The organism is Imperialibacter sp. EC-SDR9, assembly GCF_902498805.1.
Classification (GTDB): Bacteria; Bacteroidota; Bacteroidia; order Cytophagales; family Cyclobacteriaceae; genus Imperialibacter.
Genome location: NZ_LR701573.1, coordinates 33,938 through 51,069 on the forward strand (window position 1 = coordinate 33,938; position 17,132 = coordinate 51,069).

17 protein-coding genes are annotated in these 17,132 nt (G+C 45.4%); 3 read left to right on the forward strand and 14 right to left on the reverse strand.

The features are described 5' to 3' along the window. Positions 1-42: 42 nt before the first annotated feature. The 10 genes from GC130_RS00195 to GC130_RS00240 form a co-directional block, all read right to left on the reverse strand. Complete coding sequence (locus GC130_RS00195; protein WP_151996232.1) at positions 43-573, reverse strand: DUF4190 domain-containing protein; 531 nt, start codon at positions 571-573, stop codon at positions 43-45. Between the two features lie 196 nt (positions 574-769). Beyond that, the gene (locus GC130_RS00200; RefSeq protein ID WP_151996233.1) at positions 770-1,405 is read right to left on the reverse strand and encodes a DUF4190 domain-containing protein; all 636 of its coding nucleotides are present in this window, start codon (positions 1,403-1,405) and stop codon (positions 770-772) included. Between the two features lie 46 nt (positions 1,406-1,451). Beyond that, entirely contained in the window at positions 1,452-1,907 is a 456-nt protein-coding gene (locus tag GC130_RS00205) for a beta-carotene hydroxylase (protein ID WP_226940346.1), read from the reverse strand. 25 nt (positions 1,908-1,932) lie between these two features. Then, positions 1,933-2,778: a 4-hydroxy-3-methylbut-2-enyl diphosphate reductase gene (locus GC130_RS00210; protein ID WP_193217718.1), complete on the reverse strand. Its 846-nt coding sequence runs from the start codon at positions 2,776-2,778 to the stop codon at positions 1,933-1,935. Between the two features lie 21 nt (positions 2,779-2,799). Beyond that, entirely contained in the window at positions 2,800-3,495 is a 696-nt protein-coding gene (locus GC130_RS00215; protein WP_151996234.1) for a lycopene cyclase domain-containing protein, read from the reverse strand. Then, entirely contained in the window at positions 3,495-4,337 is an 843-nt protein-coding gene (locus GC130_RS00220) for a phytoene/squalene synthase family protein (protein ID WP_151996235.1), read from the reverse strand. Before GC130_RS00220 ends, GC130_RS00215 begins: the two co-directional genes overlap by 1 nt. 10 nt (positions 4,338-4,347) lie before the next feature. Further along, entirely contained in the window at positions 4,348-5,826 is a 1,479-nt protein-coding gene (locus tag GC130_RS00225) for an NAD(P)/FAD-dependent oxidoreductase (RefSeq protein WP_151996236.1), read from the reverse strand. A 3-nt stretch (positions 5,827-5,829) separates the two neighbouring features. After that, complete coding sequence (locus GC130_RS00230) at positions 5,830-6,342, reverse strand: RNA polymerase sigma factor (protein ID WP_151996237.1); 513 nt, start codon at positions 6,340-6,342, stop codon at positions 5,830-5,832. 212 nt (positions 6,343-6,554) lie between these two features. Continuing rightward, entirely contained in the window at positions 6,555-7,448 is an 894-nt protein-coding gene (locus GC130_RS00235; protein ID WP_151996238.1) for a MerR family transcriptional regulator, read from the reverse strand. Between the two features lie 98 nt (positions 7,449-7,546). Continuing rightward, entirely contained in the window at positions 7,547-8,170 is a 624-nt protein-coding gene (locus GC130_RS00240; protein ID WP_151996239.1) for a carotenoid biosynthesis protein, read from the reverse strand. A 105-nt stretch (positions 8,171-8,275) separates the two neighbouring features. Between GC130_RS00240 and GC130_RS00245 the strand changes: the two genes are divergently transcribed. Together GC130_RS00245 and GC130_RS00250 are read left to right on the forward strand one after the other, a co-directional pair. Next, positions 8,276-8,578 (forward strand): DUF4286 family protein, encoded by a 303-nt coding sequence (locus GC130_RS00245; protein WP_151996240.1) that lies wholly within the window; start codon positions 8,276-8,278, stop codon positions 8,576-8,578. 92 nt (positions 8,579-8,670) lie between these two features. Next, on the forward strand, positions 8,671-10,245 hold the full coding sequence (locus GC130_RS00250; protein WP_151996241.1) for a serine hydrolase: 1,575 nt from the start codon (positions 8,671-8,673) through the stop codon (positions 10,243-10,245). A gap of 5 nt (positions 10,246-10,250) precedes the next feature. Here the strand turns inward: GC130_RS00250 and GC130_RS00255 are convergent, their stop codons facing one another. From GC130_RS00255 to serS, 4 genes are all read right to left on the reverse strand, one after another. Continuing rightward, positions 10,251-10,700 (reverse strand): GNAT family N-acetyltransferase, encoded by a 450-nt coding sequence (locus GC130_RS00255; RefSeq protein WP_151996242.1) that lies wholly within the window; start codon positions 10,698-10,700, stop codon positions 10,251-10,253. A 21-nt stretch (positions 10,701-10,721) separates the two neighbouring features. After that, positions 10,722-11,483, reverse strand: coding sequence for a hypothetical protein (locus tag GC130_RS00260; RefSeq protein WP_151996243.1), 762 nt, complete (start codon positions 11,481-11,483; stop codon positions 10,722-10,724). Between the two features lie 96 nt (positions 11,484-11,579). Continuing rightward, a complete protein-coding gene (locus GC130_RS00265) occupies positions 11,580-13,718 on the reverse strand; it encodes a prolyl oligopeptidase family protein (RefSeq protein WP_151996244.1) in 2,139 nt (712 codons plus the stop codon). 62 nt (positions 13,719-13,780) lie between these two features. After that, the gene (gene serS / locus GC130_RS00270; RefSeq protein ID WP_151996245.1) at positions 13,781-15,055 is read right to left on the reverse strand and encodes a serine--tRNA ligase; all 1,275 of its coding nucleotides are present in this window, start codon (positions 15,053-15,055) and stop codon (positions 13,781-13,783) included. A gap of 264 nt (positions 15,056-15,319) precedes the next feature. Here serS and rho point away from each other — a divergent pair, with 264 nt between their 5' ends. Next, on the forward strand, positions 15,320-17,065 hold the full coding sequence (rho, locus tag GC130_RS00275) for a transcription termination factor Rho (RefSeq protein ID WP_151996246.1): 1,746 nt from the start codon (positions 15,320-15,322) through the stop codon (positions 17,063-17,065). Positions 17,066-17,132 lie beyond the last annotated feature (67 nt).

Sequence of the window (17,132 nt, forward strand, 5' to 3'; positions counted from 1 at the left end):
TGCTGAATTGAATGGTAGAAGGTGATCTTCTGGCGTGGCCGATTACTGATTGATGACATAGCCATAGAAGATGAGTATGGCGAGGATCGATAGCACGAGGCCGCCGATGCTTGCACCAAACACGGCCATGCCGTAACCACCCTGATTCTTTTTTCTTATGCGTTGAATAGCGATCAGCCCGGTGGTTAGGGCGGAGGCAGCTGCTGCTAAGAACAAAAAGGAGCCAAGAGCGGGGTACGAAAGAGGTAAAAGAAAGAGTGCAATAGTGGCCAATGCTGAGAAGAAACTGATTTGCGCCAAACTGCTGGTTTTTTGAATGGTGCTATTTCTGGGAGATAGTTGGGAGGTGTCCCTTTTGAGGATTTCCGGGTCGATCGGTACAATGGATGAATCAGAGGGACTTCCCGCAAGACCCAGATTTAAATTTTTGGCTTTGAACTCGGGAGAGTATAGCGCTTCTTTTTCTTGCTCTTTTTCGAAATACGTCAGCGTATCAAAAAAAGGATCTTCTTCCTCTGCACCTGGCACAAATTTATTTGAATGGATTTTTTCGGACTTTTTTGAAAAGGGCAAGTGAAATTGATACGGTTTAGGGGCTTTACATTGGATCAAAATCACTAAGAAAAGCAAACCAGCTACTACTTGCCTCATTGAGCATATTTATTTTGCAGCCAAAATAATAAATAGTCCGTCACATTTAACGCAGCACGCAACTCGATTTTTGAAATTTACCTCTTCCTATTGCCAGTGTGCTCAAATACCATAGTAATCAATTTGGGCGAGATTGATTAACGTATATCAAGGCTAAAATAGCTAGAATAAACGCCAGCGCCCCAATACATATTCCAAAAATGGCTAAATGTTTACCCATCTCGTGATATTTTTTGATCTGGGGAAGGGCGATTATGCCAGTTGCTATGGCAATAACGGGAAGTGAGAGAGCCAATATGGCGCCGATGGGCGATGAAAATGATAAAAACACGTATAAAAGTATGAGCCCAATAGCAGAAAAAAAGCTCACGTGTGCAAGCGCATTGGGTTTCTGGTCGCCCTCATCAGGTACAGTGGCGGAGTTGTTACTAGCATCATTTTTTGGTTGTTTTTTGTGTGGGGGTCTAACAGAGGGAGGTTTTTTAGAAGCGGTGCGAGCCTTTTTTTGGCTGCCTGGTCTTTCATCATGTGAGTAAAGATTGACACTATCTTGTCCGCTGTTAAAGTTTCCGGGTGTAGTGGCGTTGGGCATGAGAGAATCGACCGCTGCATTCTGGTAGCCTATATGGTTTGATGCGGAAGCGTAGAGTGATGCGTTAGTGCTTGTGGGTGGAGGTGAGAAAATGTAATAGCTTCTGGTCTTGCAGTGAGTGAACAAAAGCCCAAAAAGTAGAAATGGAACAATCTGCCTCATTTGGCAGGCAAAATACAGTCGAAAAGGAGAAATAGGTGCCTTGGGGTTACTTTATTTCTTTTTCATACTTCTTGGGCGCATACAAAAACCCAAAAGCTCTTGCTCCTTCTTTCGTATGCACTTCGTGGTGCACGTGGTGGGCATGCATGATCCGCTTCATGTATTTGCTTTTGGCTTTGTACTTGATCTTGATGCGTCGATGCACAATCACATCATGGAAAATAAAGTAAAACAGGCCGTACGCCAGAATGCCAAAGCCCACGAACATCAGCCAGCGAATTTCGGGAAATTCGGATCCAAAGACTATACAGGCAATGGATGGGATACTGAAGACAAGTGCAAAGAGATCATTTCGCTCTAGTGTGTGGTTGTGCAGCTTGTGGTGCGATCTGTGCCACGTCCATAAAATCCCATGCATGATGTATTTATGAGTAAACCAGGCCACAGCTTCCATAAAGAAGAAAGTGCCTATGACAAGAAAGGTGTAAAACAGCCAGATCATTCGAAGAAATTCTTACCAAAGATAATCAATAAGTCAGCAATTCATCTCTTACTGACTCCATTAGCCACATGGGTGTGGAGGTGGCACCGCAAATGCCGACAGTGTCGCCGGGCTTAAACCATTGTTTCTCCAACTCAGCAGCGTTGCTGATAAAGTGCGTGTCGGGGTTGGTGTTTTTGCACACCTGATAAAGCACTTTGCCGTTCGACGACTTTGTGCCTGACACAAACACAATCTTGTCAAAGTGCCGGGCAAAGTCTCTCAGTTCCTTATCTCTGTTCGACACTTGTCGGCAAATGGTGTCATTGGGATTCACTCTTATGCCGGCTTCTGTAAGCAAGCGGGTGATTTCATAGAACTTATCAGTGCTTTTGGTAGTCTGACTATATAGTGTCAGTTCCCTTGGCAGCGACGGGATGTCTAATTCGGCGATGTCCTGAAAAACCACTGCCTGATTGTTAGTTTGGCCAAGCAGTCCCACCACTTCGGCGTGGCCTGGCTTGCCATAGATGTAGATCGTTTCCTTTTTGTCGAAAGAATTCTTGATCCTGTTTTGAAGCTTGAGCACCACAGGGCACGACGCATCTATCAGCTCCAGGTTGTTGTCAACGGCCAAAGAATAGGTCGATGGCGGCTCGCCATGTGCCCTGATCAACACTTTGGCGTCCCTGATGTCACCTAACTCGTCGTGATTGATGATCTTGAGGCCTTTCTTTTCAAGCCGTTTCACTTCCTCGTCGTTGTGTACAATATCGCCGAGGCAAAACAGCCGACCTTCCTCCTCCAGAATGTCTTCCGCCATTTCTATGGCATACACCACTCCAAAGCAGAAGCCAGAATGAGGATCGATATTTACACGTAGGTCCAACATACTTTACTTAACCGTCTAACTTCAATTATGTTTGAGACCAAGTCTCGATTTAAAGAATTCGTAATATGTAATGTTCATGAGCAACAGCAGCAGCGCATACACCGTGTCTTCAACAGGTATCGTCCAAATCCTTACTCCGATATTTTCTGCATTGTTGTACCAGACGATAGGCTCCTCGGTCACCCCTCCAGTAAGGACACCATTGACCAGAAGAAAAGGGATAAGGTGGATGAGGTATGCTATAAAGAAATGCCCGAGGTAAGCAGATTTTAACCATAAGCCATGTATAACCAACAGGAGTCCGGCGAACAGAAAATTGTAGAAGGTGTAGTCTTTTCCATAGGACACCAAAGCCAGAATGATTAGCAATGCTCCAAGTAGAGTCGCCAGCCAGTTTAGCTTTATGTTTAGCTTATTTCCTTTGTCAAAATAAACAACACAGTCATAAATAAACACAGATGCGAATGGGACGGTGAAAAAGAAGAGCCATTCTTCAATGGGAAGATGAAATAAAAACAGCCCGGTGAGGTAATCGGCGTTGAAGCCCCAGACGCCATCTTTTGTGAAGATGACATCCCAAATAATAAAAAAAGCAGCAGTGAGCAAGATACCTGGAAATAGCGCCCTCCATCTGGATGCATAGGCAATTCTTGGCTCGAATGACCTGACGAGGGGAAATGAGACTGTGGCAATATGTAGCCAAAGATAGAGTGACATCAGAAGCCGTTTAAACTGTGTTTCAGGTAAGTTTGGAACAGCAAAATGATCTTCTTCGAGTCAGGTATCCTGATCCTTTCAGTCATAATTCTGGTAACCGGCAGCCTCTTAATTTTGCTGAAAAGTGTCAGATAGTACACGTAAGCCAGGTACACACCAAGCCGGGCCCCCTTGGGCAACCTTTTGATGCCTTCGTAGGCAGCGTCGAAGTCCTGCTGAATGTCTGATTCAATCTGAGCCTTGCTGATTTGTGAGAAATTATTGAAGTCTACACCTGGAAAATAGGTGCGCCCCCTGTCCTTAAAATCGCTTTTGATGTCTCTTAGAAAATTCACCTTCTGGAAGGCCGCTCCCAGCCTTCGGGCAGGTGCTTTCAACGATTGGAATTCTTTGTCATCCCCCTCACAAAACACTCTAAGACACATGAGGCCAACAACCTCTGCCGAGCCGTAGATATACTCCTGATAGCCACTTTCATTGTATTCATTCTGAAGAATGTCCATTTCCATGCTGTGCAGAAAGGCGTCGATGAGTTCGCTCTCTATCTTGTATTGATTGACAACTGACTGAAATGAATGCAGTATCGGATTGAAACTTAGCTTTTCATCAATTGCATCGTAGGTGTCTTTTCTAAACCTTTCCAGCAGCATCTTTTTGTTGTGGTCATGAAACGTATCCACGATTTCGTCGGCATACCTGACAAACCCATAAATGGCAAACACAGGATCTCTAAATTTTTTGTGCAGCGTTTTAATCCCGAGAGTAAAGGACGTACTGTAGCGCTCTGTCACCAGCTGGCTGACTTTTAATGCGGTGCTGTCAAAAAGATCTATGTGGTTCATAGTGTTACTATTATCTGACAAAGTCTTTTTTTATTTCGTTGGCTACCACCTGGCCCGAAATAAGCGTAGGAGGCACGCCAGGACCGGGTACTGTCAGTTGCCCGGTATAATATAAATTTTTTAGATGTCGATTTTTTAGGGATGGTTTCAAAATAGCCGTTTGTTTCAGCGTATTTGCAAGGCCATAGGCATTTCCTCTGAATGCATGGTAATCCTTTATGAAATCGTTGTGCGCATAGCTTTGTTTAAAAGTCACATGGTTTTTCACCTCCTGCCCGATTAAAATCTCCAGCCTGTCCATGATGATGTTATAATATTTTTCTCTCGTTGCCTCATCATCTTTCAGCCCAGGTGCTACCGGGATGAGTAGAATAAGGTTTTCGCAACCTTTTGGGGCCACGGTGTCATCTGTTACAGAAGTGGCAGACAAGTAGAATAAAGGATTGCTTGGCCAATCCGGCGTTTCATAAATTTCTTTCGCATGAGGGCCAAAATCCTCGTCGAAGAACAGCATGTGATGGGTAATATTTTCTAGTTTCTTGTTCAGCCCGATATAGAACAAAAGGCTGGAAGGAGCCATGGTTCTTTTCTCCCAGTATTTTGGGGTATAATTTCTGTATTCGTAGTCGAGCAGGTGCTGGTCTACATGGTGGTAGTCGGCACCAGCCACCACCACATCAGCCTTGAAGGCGCCTTTGGAGGTAAGCACACTTTCAGCTTTCCCATTTTTTACCACTATTTTCTCCACTTCATGGTCAGTCAGGATCTTCACACCCTTCTCCTCTGCCAGGCTGACCATTGCGTCAATCACTTTATACATGCCTCCCTCCGGGTACCAGGTGCCCAGCGACATGTCGGCATAATTCATCAGGCTGTACAATGCCGGTGTGTTTTCGGGTATAGCACCAAGAAAGAGCACAGGGAACTCCATCAGCCGGATGAGTTTGTCGTTAGTGAAGAATTTTCGGACATGGCTGTGCATGCTTTGAAACACATCCATCTTTACCAGGCCTTTTAAGAGCCGTGGGTCAATAAACTCGAGTAGTGACCGGCTTGGTTTGTATACAAGGTCGTTAATACCAACTTCGTATTTGTATTCAGCCTGTGAAAGAAACGCTTGCAATTTTTTTCCGGCACCCTTTTCAAGTGATTCAAAAAGAGCCTCCAGTTCGCTCATTTTGGCAGGGATCTTCATGTGGTCATTCTTATCAAACACCACAGTGTAAGATGGGTCAAGCCTTTTCAAATGATAGTAGTCAGAGGGCTTCTTGCCGAAAAGCGCAAAATACCGCTCAAAAACATCAGGCATCCAATACCATGAGGGGCCCATGTCAAACACAAAGCCATCGGCCTCAAGTTTCCTTGCTCTGCCTCCTATCGTTTTATTTTTTTCTAGTAAAGTGACATTGTGACCATGATCAGCCAGGCAAGTGGCTGCTGATAGCCCCGCAAAACCTGAGCCGATGACGCAAATATCCAGTGCTGGCATAAATTAGAAGCTGTGAGCGTAAGGAGTCAATTTAGCTTTTAATTCCTTGCGGGCAATATGAATACGGTTTTTAACAGTTCCAATTGGTATTTGTAACTTGTCTGCAATCTCGTGGTACTTGAATCCCCGGAAATACATCATGAACGGGCTCTTGTACACATCATCTACGTTGTTCAGCGCTTGTTCAATGTCCTCCATTGTAAAGCTGGAATAGGCATCGTTTTGCACACTGCTCCCTGATGAGTTGATGTAGTGCAGGTTATCAGTAGTGTCTATAAAGGTGTTCCTTCTCACCATTCTTTGGTAGTTGGTAATAAAGGTGTTCTTCATAATTGTGTATAACCATGCTTTGATATTGGTGCCGGGGGCAAATTTTTCACGGTTTTTGAATGCCTTCAACATTGTTTCCTGAATGAGGTCATTCGCATCTTCCATGTCCCTGGTTAGCTTCAGTGCGAATGGTTTCAATGATCCTGACATTTCTTTGAGAGTGTAATTGAATTCTAAAGCCGTCATATCGTTCAGTTATTTTGTTTAATCAAAACTACAAACTATTAAACAGATTACAATGTTTTGTTTAATTTAATTTTAAAATAGTTAAACAAAATAGTTAGGAAAGACAGAGTAACCCCGTGCGCAAACCGAAACATGGCATGCGGTTTTTTACCTGTCAATACACGTGTATCCTGTTTTTTTCAAAAAAAAGAAGACTGTGGACTTTGAGAATACTACGCTTCGGCGCTATGTTCTTCAACAAAACTCGTGATCTGCTCTGAGCGTGTAAAAATGATCACATTGTCGGGGGTTTGGATATCCTGTCCTATTACCTGATACCCTGACAGGAGAATGGTTGACTCCGGGAAAAGCCCCGAAAGCTTATTGACATAGCCTTGCACCTGGTCGATACCAGGAACCGATGTGAGAATGGAAAGAATAAATTCGGGCTTGTGCAGGTTATAAACAGACACCAGATCCTGAAGAGGTAGCGACTGCCCAAGGTAAATGCTCTTATTGTGCCTTGACCTGATCACATAGTCGGCAAAAAGAAGGCTCAACTCATGAAGCTCACCTTCCGGAAGATAAAGGAGGTATTTGGGTGCATTTGAAGGGTCCGACGAATATTGCCCGTCAATGGCAACTATCAGCTTTTGACGGATCAGGTTCGAAATGAAATGCTCCTGTGCGGGATTGATACTTCCGGTTTGCCAAAGGACGCCGATTTTAGAGAGAAAAGGATAGACGATATTAAGCATGGTTTTTTCAAACCCTAGCTTTAGAATGTTAGACGACATGATCTTTTCGAACCTGTCTTCGTCCATATCAATCATCGCCAAAGTGAGTGCATGAATTTGCTCTGGAAAACGCAGGTGTTTCTCAGTCAGCAATAGCACTTCCTCGGCTATTTCCTGAGAACTCATGTCGGCAATGTGAGAAATCTTGAATCCGTTGTCTTTCAACAACGAAACATTGAGGATAAGCTTCAAATCGAGATCGTCGTAGCTCCTTATATTAGTCTCGGAACGGCTGGGTTTGATAAAATTGTACCGTTGCTCCCAAATCCGGATAGTGTGGGCTTTGATGCCAGATAAATGCTCGAGGTCTTTGATTGAATAGTTGCTCACTTACTTAAACGTTATCGCACTCTAATTTAAATGTGATCTTATAATCGGTTTATGATGAGACAAACTTAATGCTCAACTAAAATGTTTGAAAAACTTTGCTAGCCCAGGTAGCCAACGAGCGCAAAGAAAGATGCCTGAGACAAAATAACGTATTTGTCTAACTCATTTTTGTTTTCAAAACCAAAATTGTGGAGTACGATATGGAGAATAAAGGCAAGTGCTCCCCAGCTAATATAGTTCTGAATTGGAATGCCCGACCCTTGCCAGCTCCAGTAGTCCGACATGATAGCTACCGGCTCCAGCAATATATCCAATCCCACCATTAGCAATGCACCAGCCAGTGATGCGAGCCACTTGTTGTTGATGGAGCGTGTAAGAGAAGCTGTACATACTACCAGTATCAGCCAGTTGGTGCCGATAAGCAAAGGCACGCCGAAGAGCTTGGGCCCTAATGTGGCTCCATATTCGTAACTTCCGAATGGCCAGCCGGTTTGTACGCCAACTACCTCACTAAAAAAGGCGATTAGAAAACACAGCAATGCATAGGCGTAGAAGGAAGGGGTTTTGTTTTGCTGAAAAACGATCACAAGCGCTGCCACTATCAAAAGGTTCAGCGGGGTCAGCTGCCTCATTAAGGGCGCCCATTCAGGCAGCAGCATACCGATAGTGCCAACCACATGAAGTACCACAATTACCAGTGCCGCCTTGTTTTTACTGCTCATTATTCAAAGTTAGAAAGGTAAACTTGCCGCTGCTTGTTTGGTTTGAAAATAGTACAGAATTTGCCAACTTGTTTAACAGTCTACCCCTACCAAAGGGCTGAATTTATGGTATTATACAACGTAACGGTTAATATAGAATCAGTAGTTGAAGACGAATGGCTGCATTGGATAAAGTCCATCCATGTGCCAAAAGTAATGGCGACCGGAATGTTTGTTGAGAGCAAAATATTCAAGCTATTGCACGACGAAGGGGACGGAAGTGCCACATACAGTGTGCAGTTTTTTGCTGCCTCTGTGAAACAGGTAAACGAATATCTTGAAACTTACGCACCAGCTCTTGTACAAGCTCATATGGAAAGGTATAAAAATAAACACGTAGCTTTTCGAACGCTGATGGAGGAGGTGTAGTAATTGCTGTTCTGCCCTTGCATCATCCCATTGCTAATCAAAGGAAGTAGTAGTAGTTTTATTAGCTAAATTTACTCTATACTACTTTCGTTATGGTCAAGCAGTTCAATATGAAGGCCCTTTATGGGGCATACCTGTTTTTTCTTTTTCTTGCCGCCTGCGAAAAGCCTGTAGAGGAAAAAATCATTGACCTTCCAAGGGGTTTTCCGGAAGCAGAGGGTGTGCCCTCATCCAGCATTCAGGCCTTTCTTGAATCGGCCGATACCAGCAAGCACGAATTCCACAGTTTCATGTTTCTCCGCCATGGGAAAGTGATCGCAGAGAGCTGGTGGAGCCCTTATGGGCCAGAGCTGCCTCACACCATGTACTCTACAAGCAAAAGCTTTACCTCAACCGCCATTGGTTTTGCGGTCACGGAAAAGCTGTTGACTGTCAATGACTCGGTTATTTCGTTTTTCCCAGAATATGTTACTGATACAGTTAGCGACTTCATGGCAGCCCTCACTGTCAAAGACCTGCTCACCATGTCGGTGGGGCAGGATCCAGACCCGTCGGCCACCATACCTGGCGACAGCCTCTGGGTAAAGTCATTTCTTTACACGCCCATCATCAACGAGCCTGGAACTAAATTTCTCTACAATTCGATGGCTACTTATATGCTGTCGGCTATTGTTACTAAAGTAACGGGGCAAAAAGTCATCGACTATTTGAAGCCAAGGCTGTTCGATCCTTTGCATATACAGGGGATTGATTGGGAGACTGATCCGGCGGGCAACAACACGGGTGGTTGGGGGCTAAGGCTGAAGACCGAGGACATGGCTAAATTTGGACAACTTTTGCTCCAAAAAGGTAAGTGGAACGGGGAGCAAGTCCTTTCAGAGGAGTGGATAGCCGAAGCAACTTCTTTCAAAATACAGCAGTCGCCGGAGCTGTCGGCAGAAACCAAAGCAAAGAGTGACTGGCTGCAGGGCTATTGCTACCAGTTTTGGCGGTGCCGCAATAATGCCTTTCGGGGCGACGGTGCATTTGGTCAATACATCATCGTGATGCCAGATCAGGACGCAGTCATTGCTATTACCTCGGAGACGTCTGATATGCAGGGAATCTTAAACATGGTTTGGGATCAGTTGCTGCCAGCGATGTCCGACGATGAGCTGCCCGTTGATGCGGCGGCCGTTGCATCGCTTGAAAGAAAGGTTGCCTCACTAGCGCTCACGATTCCTGCTGCCAGCCTTGCCTCCACCTTGGAGGGCGCTATTTCCGAAAAAGTCTTTGAGCTGGACTCAAATGGAAGGAAAATAGAAAGTATTCAATTCCAGTTTGGAGCGACAGGCAGTAACGTGGTGATGAAATACAAGGACACCACCTACGCCATACCCATTGGTTGGGGGGAGTGGAAATTTTCACAGACACAAAGACCAGGCCCATATTTGGTAGCGAGAGCGAAAAATGCGTTGAATGGATTGCCACCATTCAAAGTGGCCGCAGCCTATTCCTGGAAAGAAGAGAATGTGCTGGAGTTAACCCTGCGATATATTGAAAGCCCCCATACCGAGACAATCACCTGCACTTTTGAAGGTGAAGATGTCATGCTTGATTTCAAATGGAGCTTTGCGCCAACTATGAAGGCACCGGTGATAGAAGGGGAACTGATGGAGGCACAGTAAGTTGGTTAAAAGTCGAGATGGCAATTGAGCCATCCATCGTCAAACCTTGTGCCGTATTTCTTGTAGAAATTGATGGCAGGTTCATTCCAATCAAGAACCTGCCACATCATACCTGTGCAACTCGCATCTTTTCCTTTTTGAATGGTGGCGTCGAAGAGTTGTTTGCCAATTCCGCTTCCTCTTTCCGACTGGGTGACCACTATGTCTTCAAGGTAAATCCTCTTGCCTTTCCAGGTTGAGTAACGGTAATAGTACAAGGCAATGCCTACGATGGTTGCGCCTTTCTCCGCCACAAAAAAACCGAAGACTGGGTGCTCACCAAAGCCATCCACTGCCATTTGTTCTACGCTGTTGTTGACCTGATCTAATGCCTTTTCGTATTCAGCCAACTCCTTCACCAGCTCCAGTGCTTGGGCCAGGTCTTCAATTTGACCTTCACGTATTTTTATTTCCATGCCTGATAAAAAGGGTAGGTATTACCTCAAATGTATAGACATCCCAGCCTGAATGAAATAAAAATTAGTATTACTAAACCAGCGTTGAAACGTGAAGCCTCCAAAACCTCCAAAATTGAATGGGCCGGTAGTGGCCAATAGCTTTTCCTGTTTTATAATGAACTCCCTCCGGGGTGTAGCTCCATTTTCCGGATCATGCGACACCCGATATTCCAGCAAAGTGTTCAGGCTTCTCTCTTGAAAGTGAATTCCCGAATTGATGGTAAATTCGGGGTAGGCCTGATTAAACTCGGTATCAACGGAGATGCCAACCCCGGCCCGCAATGAAAAATGAGCACTGGTAGCAAAATTGAACTGCAAGATTTGCCAGTCGACTGTTTGGAAGTTGCCAGTTCGATCCCAAATTCGGTTAATACGTGCGTTGGTAGCAAAAAGGCCCCATTTGCCGGTGATTTCCGGCGCAATGAATTTAGTGTGATGAGGAAAGTGGTAACCGAGGGGCATACTCGCATCCAGCGAAACAATCCATGGCTGGTCGAATCGGCGGTCGAGCATCTTATGATGGGCAAGCCCAATGCCACGGAAACTTATTCTGAATGCGTCGATGAATAGCCTTCCCATAAATGCGCTGCTTTCTCCAGAACGCCTGTCGCCATTGTTGTTGGACTTCGTGCTCTCCTTGTTTGCCCGGGCGTCTTTTCTTACCTCGCCTACCTGCCCCTCGGCGGTGCCGAAAGCCAACATTAGCCCCAGTAGCGGGCACAGTATTTTGGCTCGTTTCATAAAATTGTCCTTAGTTGAAAAAATGAACCTGTCGAACTGTAAACAAAAAAGGGGCCAAAATGCCCCTTTCAGTTGATACATCAAGCCAGCTGCTATTTACATTGCTTTTTTTGCTACTTCAGGCACAACACCCATGTTATACCAGGTAAAAGAGTAAAGATCAGCTGCCTCTTCAATTATTTTGGAGGTTGGCTTTCCGGCCCCATGACCTGCCCTGGTTTCAATTCTTATCAACACTGGATTGTCTCCCGCCTGCTTGGCTTGCAGCTGAGCAGCAAACTTAAATGAGTGAGCAGGCACCACCCGATCATCATGGTCGGCGGTGGTAACTAAAGTCGCAGGGTATTTCACACCTGCTTTCACATTGTGAACAGGAGAATAACCCAGAATATACTTGAACATCTCTTCCGATTCCTCGGAAGTTCCATAGTCGTAGGCCCAGCCGGCGCCTGCCGTGAAAGTGTGATAGCGAAGCATGTCCATTACGCCTACTGCCGGGAGCGCCACCTTAAATAGCTCAGGCCGTTGTGTCATCGTAGCACCCACCAGAAGCCCTCCGTTGGAACCACCGGCAATAGCCAGGTAGTCGCTGCTGGTATAACCTTCTTTGATCAGGTACTCTGCTGCACCTATGAAATCGTCAAACACATTTTGCTTTTTCATCTTGGTGCCAGCCAGGTGCCATTCTTCGCCGTACTCTCCACCACCACGGATGCTGGGTTGCGCATAGATGCCGCCGTTTTCCAACCATACAATCCTGGAAACACTGAAGCCAGGCGTCATGCTGATATTAAACCCGCCATAGCTGTAAAGGTAGGTGGGGTTCTTTCCATTTTTTTCAACCCCTTTCTTATAGGTGATAAACATAGGGATTTTGGTGCCGTCCTTGCTGCTATAGAAAACCTGCTCTGTAGTGTAGTCTTCTGGGTTGAAGTCGACCTTTGGTTGCTGATACAGGGTGGAATTTCCTGAGGCAATGTTATAAGAGAAGATCGAACTTGGATAAGTGAATGAGGTAAACGTGTAATAGATGTGAGTGTCACTTTCTTCGCCTCCAAAGCCGTAAATGCTTCCGATGCCGGGTAGTTCAACGTCTCTTTCCAGCTCGCCCTTTCGGTTGTATTGTTTGATTTCAGACTTGGCATCTACCAGATACTCAGCAAAAATTTTCTTTCCGGCAGTGCTCGCACTGAGTACGTTTTTCGTTTCGGGAATCACATCTGCCCATGTGGCTGGTGTTGGATCAGCAAACGAGGTCTTCACAATCCTGTTGTTGGGTGCGTCCAGATTAGTGAAGATAAATAGGGTTTCTCCGTCGTTGTCGATTACATAGTGCTCTTTGTCTACATTGTCAACAATTGGCTTTATTGGGCTGTTGGGAACCGTTAAGTCCTGAATGTAGAGCTCATTGCCAGTAGTACTAACAGAAGCGGAAATAACCAGGAAATGCTCATCTTCTGTCAGGTTAGCTCCCACATAGCGCCTGGGAAATTCAGCCCCGCCCAGGATCAGTTTGTCGCTGGCCTGAGGTTCGCCGAGCTTGTGGAAGTACAGTTTGTGGTGTTGAGTCTTACCCGAAAGCACGCTACCATCTTTAGGTTTGTCATAGCTGCTGTAATACACGCCTTCGTTGCCTCTCCATGAAAAGCCGGTGAACTTCAAGTCTCTCAAAGTATCTCCAACAAGCTCTTTGGTGGTGGTATTAAAAAGCACCCCTTTTCTCCAGTCGGAGCCGCCGTCAGACAGCAGCATACCGGCAAGTGAACCGTCTTTAGAAAAGCTCAGACCTGCGAGTGACACAGTACCGTCAGCAGAAAAAGTATTCGGGTTCAAAAACTCTTCAGGTTCATCACCAAGATTTTTCACCCGGTAAAGGACGTTCTGATTTTGAAGCCCGTCATTCTTATAAAAGTAGTAGTAATCTCCACGCTTGAACGGGGCGTACACTTTTTCATAGTCCCAAAGCTTCGTAAGCCTTTCTTTCACTGCGTCTTTGAAGTCGATATTGTTCAGGTAGCCAAAGGTTACCTTGTTTTCTGCTTCTACCCATTGAGCGGTGGCTGCTGATGTGTCGTTCTCCAGCCATCGGTAGGGATCCTCTACTTTGGTGCCGAAGTACTCGTCAACATGTGCTACCTTTTCGGTGGTAGGGTAAATGACAGCTTCTTCTTTCGGAGGTTGTGAGCAATAACTGACAAAGCCGGCTAAAACGACAAGAATGAAAAATTTTCTCATGGTTGAATGGGTTAAAGGGATAAAAAAAGCCTGAAAGATTGGTTTCAGGCTTATGCGTTAAATTATTTCTTGATCATATTGAATCCTGTGTACGGAACCAGCACCTTCGGAATCTTGATTCCATCAGGCGTTTGGTTGTTTTCCAACATAGCTGCCAGTATCCTTGGCAGGGCCAGTGCACTTCCGTTGAGGGTGTGAAGCAGTTCAGTCTTTTTGTCCACCTTACGTCTCAGCTTGAGCCTGTTAGCCTGGTAAGTTTCAAAGTTAGATACAGAGCTCACTTCCAACCATTTTTTCTGAGCCGCAGAATATACTTCGAAGTCGAATGTAAGCGCAGAGGTAAAGCCCATATCTCCTCCGCACAGCCTCAGAATGCGGTAAGGGAGCTCCAGGTTTTTGATAAGCCGCTCCACATGGTTCTTCATTCCGTCGAGTGCTTTGTACGACTCCTCGGGCGTAGTTACCTGTACTATCTCCACTTTGTCAAATTGGTGTAGCCTGTTAAGCCCACGCACATGCGCTCCCCAGCTTCCAGCTTCTCTCCTGAAGCAGGGCGTATAAGCCACATTCTTTACAGGTAGCTCGTCATCAGCCAGAATTACATCCCGGTAAAGGTTGGTAATGGGCACTTCTGCTGTAGGGATAAGATACAAGTCGTCGGCGGTGGCATGATACATTTGCCCCTCTTTGTCAGGCAACTGGCCCGTTCCGTAGCCCGATTCTTTATTAACCACGATTGGTGGTCTCATTTCGAGGTAGCCTGCATCCAATGCCTGATCAAGAAAGTAGTTGATCATTGCCCGCACAATTCTGGCCCCTTGTTTCTTGTAAACAGGGAAGCCAGCTCCGGTTATTTTTATGCCAAGGTCAAAATCGATGATGTCGTACTCCTTAATGAGATCCCAATGCGGCTTGGCACTTTCCGGTAGCTTGGGTAACGTGCCTACCTGAAACACTACTTCATTATCTTCGGCTGTTCGTCCTTCCGGGACGCTTTCATGCGGTACGTTGGGAAGCTCATAGAGTTTATTTGTAAGCAGCTCTTCAGTAGATTCCAGCTCACCACCTAATTTCTTAGAAGTTTCCTTGAGATCTGATGTCTGTGATTTGATCTTCTCAGCTTCCTCTTTTTGGCCACTTTGCATCAACTGCCCAATTTGTTTGGCTAGTTGGTTCGCTTCTGCCAGAGCCACATCCATCTCTGTTTTCAGAGATTTCCGCTTGTCGTCCAGGGCCAGCACCTCGTCAATCTTTTCCTCTACCTCTTTCAGACCTCTTTTTCGGAGCCCGATTAGAACCTTTTCTTTATTAGCACGTATTTCAGAAACTTGTAACATTATGCCTAATTAGTTAAGTTTGCAAAAGTAAGAGATTTACAAAGAAATATTCAGGCTGGGTTCCGCTTAAATTCTCTTGTGTCTCCAGCGGTCTTTTTTCAGCAATTACTTGTTATTAATGAATGCTTAGCATATAATTGCGGCGTCATTTTCCGACAAACCTCAGGCCGTTTCTCATTATCAATTTTGTTTTAACGGAATAGAATCTCGACCTTTTTTTTGTAACCACTTCATTTAGAATATTACTATCTCAATTCATAGTTTATGTACAGCATTGACGACCTTAATGTCCGTCTTCTTTCAGAATTAAAAGACATCGCAGAAAAACTTGGAGTTCCCAACTACAAAAAAGCTGCAAAACAAGAATTAGTCTACAAAATCCTCGATCACCAGGCCGTCATGCCAGAAGAGGAAGTATCTAAAATAAAGAAATCAGATAAGGCTGCGACTCCTGTAGCCGCAGCTCCGGCCCCGGAGGACAAACCCAAGCCCGCTCGCCCGCCAAGGGACGACGATAGAAGGCCTAACAACAAGCCGAAGATTCGCAGGGAGAATGTGGTAGCAAAGGACGCAGCAAAGCCTGCTGAAGGCAAATCGGACGACCGTCCGAAGAAGAGAGAGGTAAGCAGTGCCGATGAGCTCCTTCAGTCTTTCAATCTGGAAACTGATGACGATGACAACAGCAGTGACTCCTCAGCAAAAGAAGTGGTAGAAGAAGGTAAGAAGGTTGAAAAAGAAATATCTAACGACTCGAGAGGAGAGCTTAGAGAAGACACGAGAAATCGTGAAGACAGAGGTGATCAGCCTGGTAGAGAAGACAAGGGCGATCAAAAAGAGCAACGTGCTCCATTCAAGCCCAAAAGAAATTATAACACCAATATCAAAGAGTTCGACGGCATTATAGTCAACGAAGGCGTGCTGGAAATCATGCAGGATGGCTATGGCTTCCTTCGCTCTCCTGACTATAACTACCTGGCTAGTCCTGACGATATTTATGTTTCACCTTCGCAGATTAAGCTGTTTGGCTTAAAAACTGGGGATTCTGTAAAGGGTCAAATCAGGCCTCCAAAAGAAGGAGAAAAGTATTTCGCCTTGCTAAGAGTTGAAACCGTTAACGGTAAAACAACTGAGGAAATACGGGACAGGGTTTCCTTTGAATACCTGACGCCGCTATTCCCTGAAGAAAAAATTAGACTTAGCTCTCCTAAGAGACCTGATCATTACTCAGCCAGAATTCTCGACTTGTTTGCTCCAATTGGAAAAGGGCAGCGTGGAATGATCGTAGCACAGCCGAAGACTGGTAAAACGGTTCTTCTAAAGCAAATTGCGAACGCCATTACAGAGAACCATCCTGAGATTTACCTGATCATTCTTCTCATTGACGAACGTCCTGAAGAAGTAACCGATATGGCTCGCAGCGTGCATGCTGAGGTTATTTCATCAACTTTCGATGAGCAGGCCGACCGTCACGTGAAAGTGGCGAGCATCGTGCTTGAGAAAGCCAAGAGAATGGTGGAATGTGGACACGACGTTGTTATTCTTCTTGACTCGATCACTCGTTTGGCGAGGGCTTACAATACCGTAGTTCCTTCATCAGGCAAAATACTTTCAGGCGGTGTGGATGCCAACGCACTGCACAAGCCTAAGAGATTCTTCGGTGCTGCCAGGAATGTTGAGCACGGTGGATCGTTGACAATCATTGCAACTGCATTGATCGAGACAGGCTCTAAAATGGACGAGGTTATCTTTGAAGAATTCAAAGGTACTGGTAACATGGAATTGCAACTGGATCGCAAGCTGTCCAACAAGCGTGTGTACCCTGCTATTGATGTGCCAGCATCCGGAACTCGTCGTGAAGATCTTCTCATGGAAAAAGACGAGCTATCCAAGGTTTGGATACTCAGAAAATACATGTCCGACATGACTTCTCAGGAGGCGATGGAATTCCTTCTCGACAAAATGAAGGGAACCCAGAACAATGCCGAGTTCCTGATCTCCATGAACGGATAAGAAATAAACACTTGTAAATTGAAAGAGCGGCCTAAAACCGCTCTTTTTTTGTGCCCTGCTAAACCTG

Bases quoted from the DNA above. Each gene is read 5' to 3' on its own strand.
- GC130_RS00215 (WP_151996234.1), bottom strand. From the start codon at position 3,495: ATGTCACTCTATCTTTGGCTACATATTGCCACAGTCTCATTTCCCCTC.
- GC130_RS00260 (WP_151996243.1), bottom strand. From the start codon at position 11,483: ATGAAACGAGCCAAAATACTGTGCCCGCTACTGGGGCTAATGTTGGCT.
- GC130_RS00250 (WP_151996241.1), top strand. From the start codon at position 8,671: ATGGTCAAGCAGTTCAATATGAAGGCCCTTTATGGGGCATACCTGTTT.
- GC130_RS00200 (WP_151996233.1), bottom strand. From the start codon at position 1,405: ATGAGGCAGATTGTTCCATTTCTACTTTTTGGGCTTTTGTTCACTCAC.
- GC130_RS00205 (WP_226940346.1), bottom strand. From the start codon at position 1,907: ATGATCTGGCTGTTTTACACCTTTCTTGTCATAGGCACTTTCTTCTTT.
- rho (WP_151996246.1), top strand. From the start codon at position 15,320: ATGTACAGCATTGACGACCTTAATGTCCGTCTTCTTTCAGAATTAAAA.
- GC130_RS00220 (WP_151996235.1), bottom strand. From the start codon at position 4,337: ATGAACCACATAGATCTTTTTGACAGCACCGCATTAAAAGTCAGCCAG.
- GC130_RS00225 (WP_151996236.1), bottom strand. From the start codon at position 5,826: ATGCCAGCACTGGATATTTGCGTCATCGGCTCAGGTTTTGCGGGGCTA.
- GC130_RS00210 (WP_193217718.1), bottom strand. From the start codon at position 2,778: ATGTTGGACCTACGTGTAAATATCGATCCTCATTCTGGCTTCTGCTTT.
- GC130_RS00230 (WP_151996237.1), bottom strand. From the start codon at position 6,342: ATGACGGCTTTAGAATTCAATTACACTCTCAAAGAAATGTCAGGATCA.
- GC130_RS00265 (WP_151996244.1), bottom strand. From the start codon at position 13,718: ATGAGAAAATTTTTCATTCTTGTCGTTTTAGCCGGCTTTGTCAGTTAT.
- GC130_RS00255 (WP_151996242.1), bottom strand. From the start codon at position 10,700: ATGGAAATAAAAATACGTGAAGGTCAAATTGAAGACCTGGCCCAAGCA.
- serS (WP_151996245.1), bottom strand. From the start codon at position 15,055: ATGTTACAAGTTTCTGAAATACGTGCTAATAAAGAAAAGGTTCTAATC.
- GC130_RS00245 (WP_151996240.1), top strand. From the start codon at position 8,276: ATGGTATTATACAACGTAACGGTTAATATAGAATCAGTAGTTGAAGAC.
- GC130_RS00240 (WP_151996239.1), bottom strand. From the start codon at position 8,170: ATGAGCAGTAAAAACAAGGCGGCACTGGTAATTGTGGTACTTCATGTG.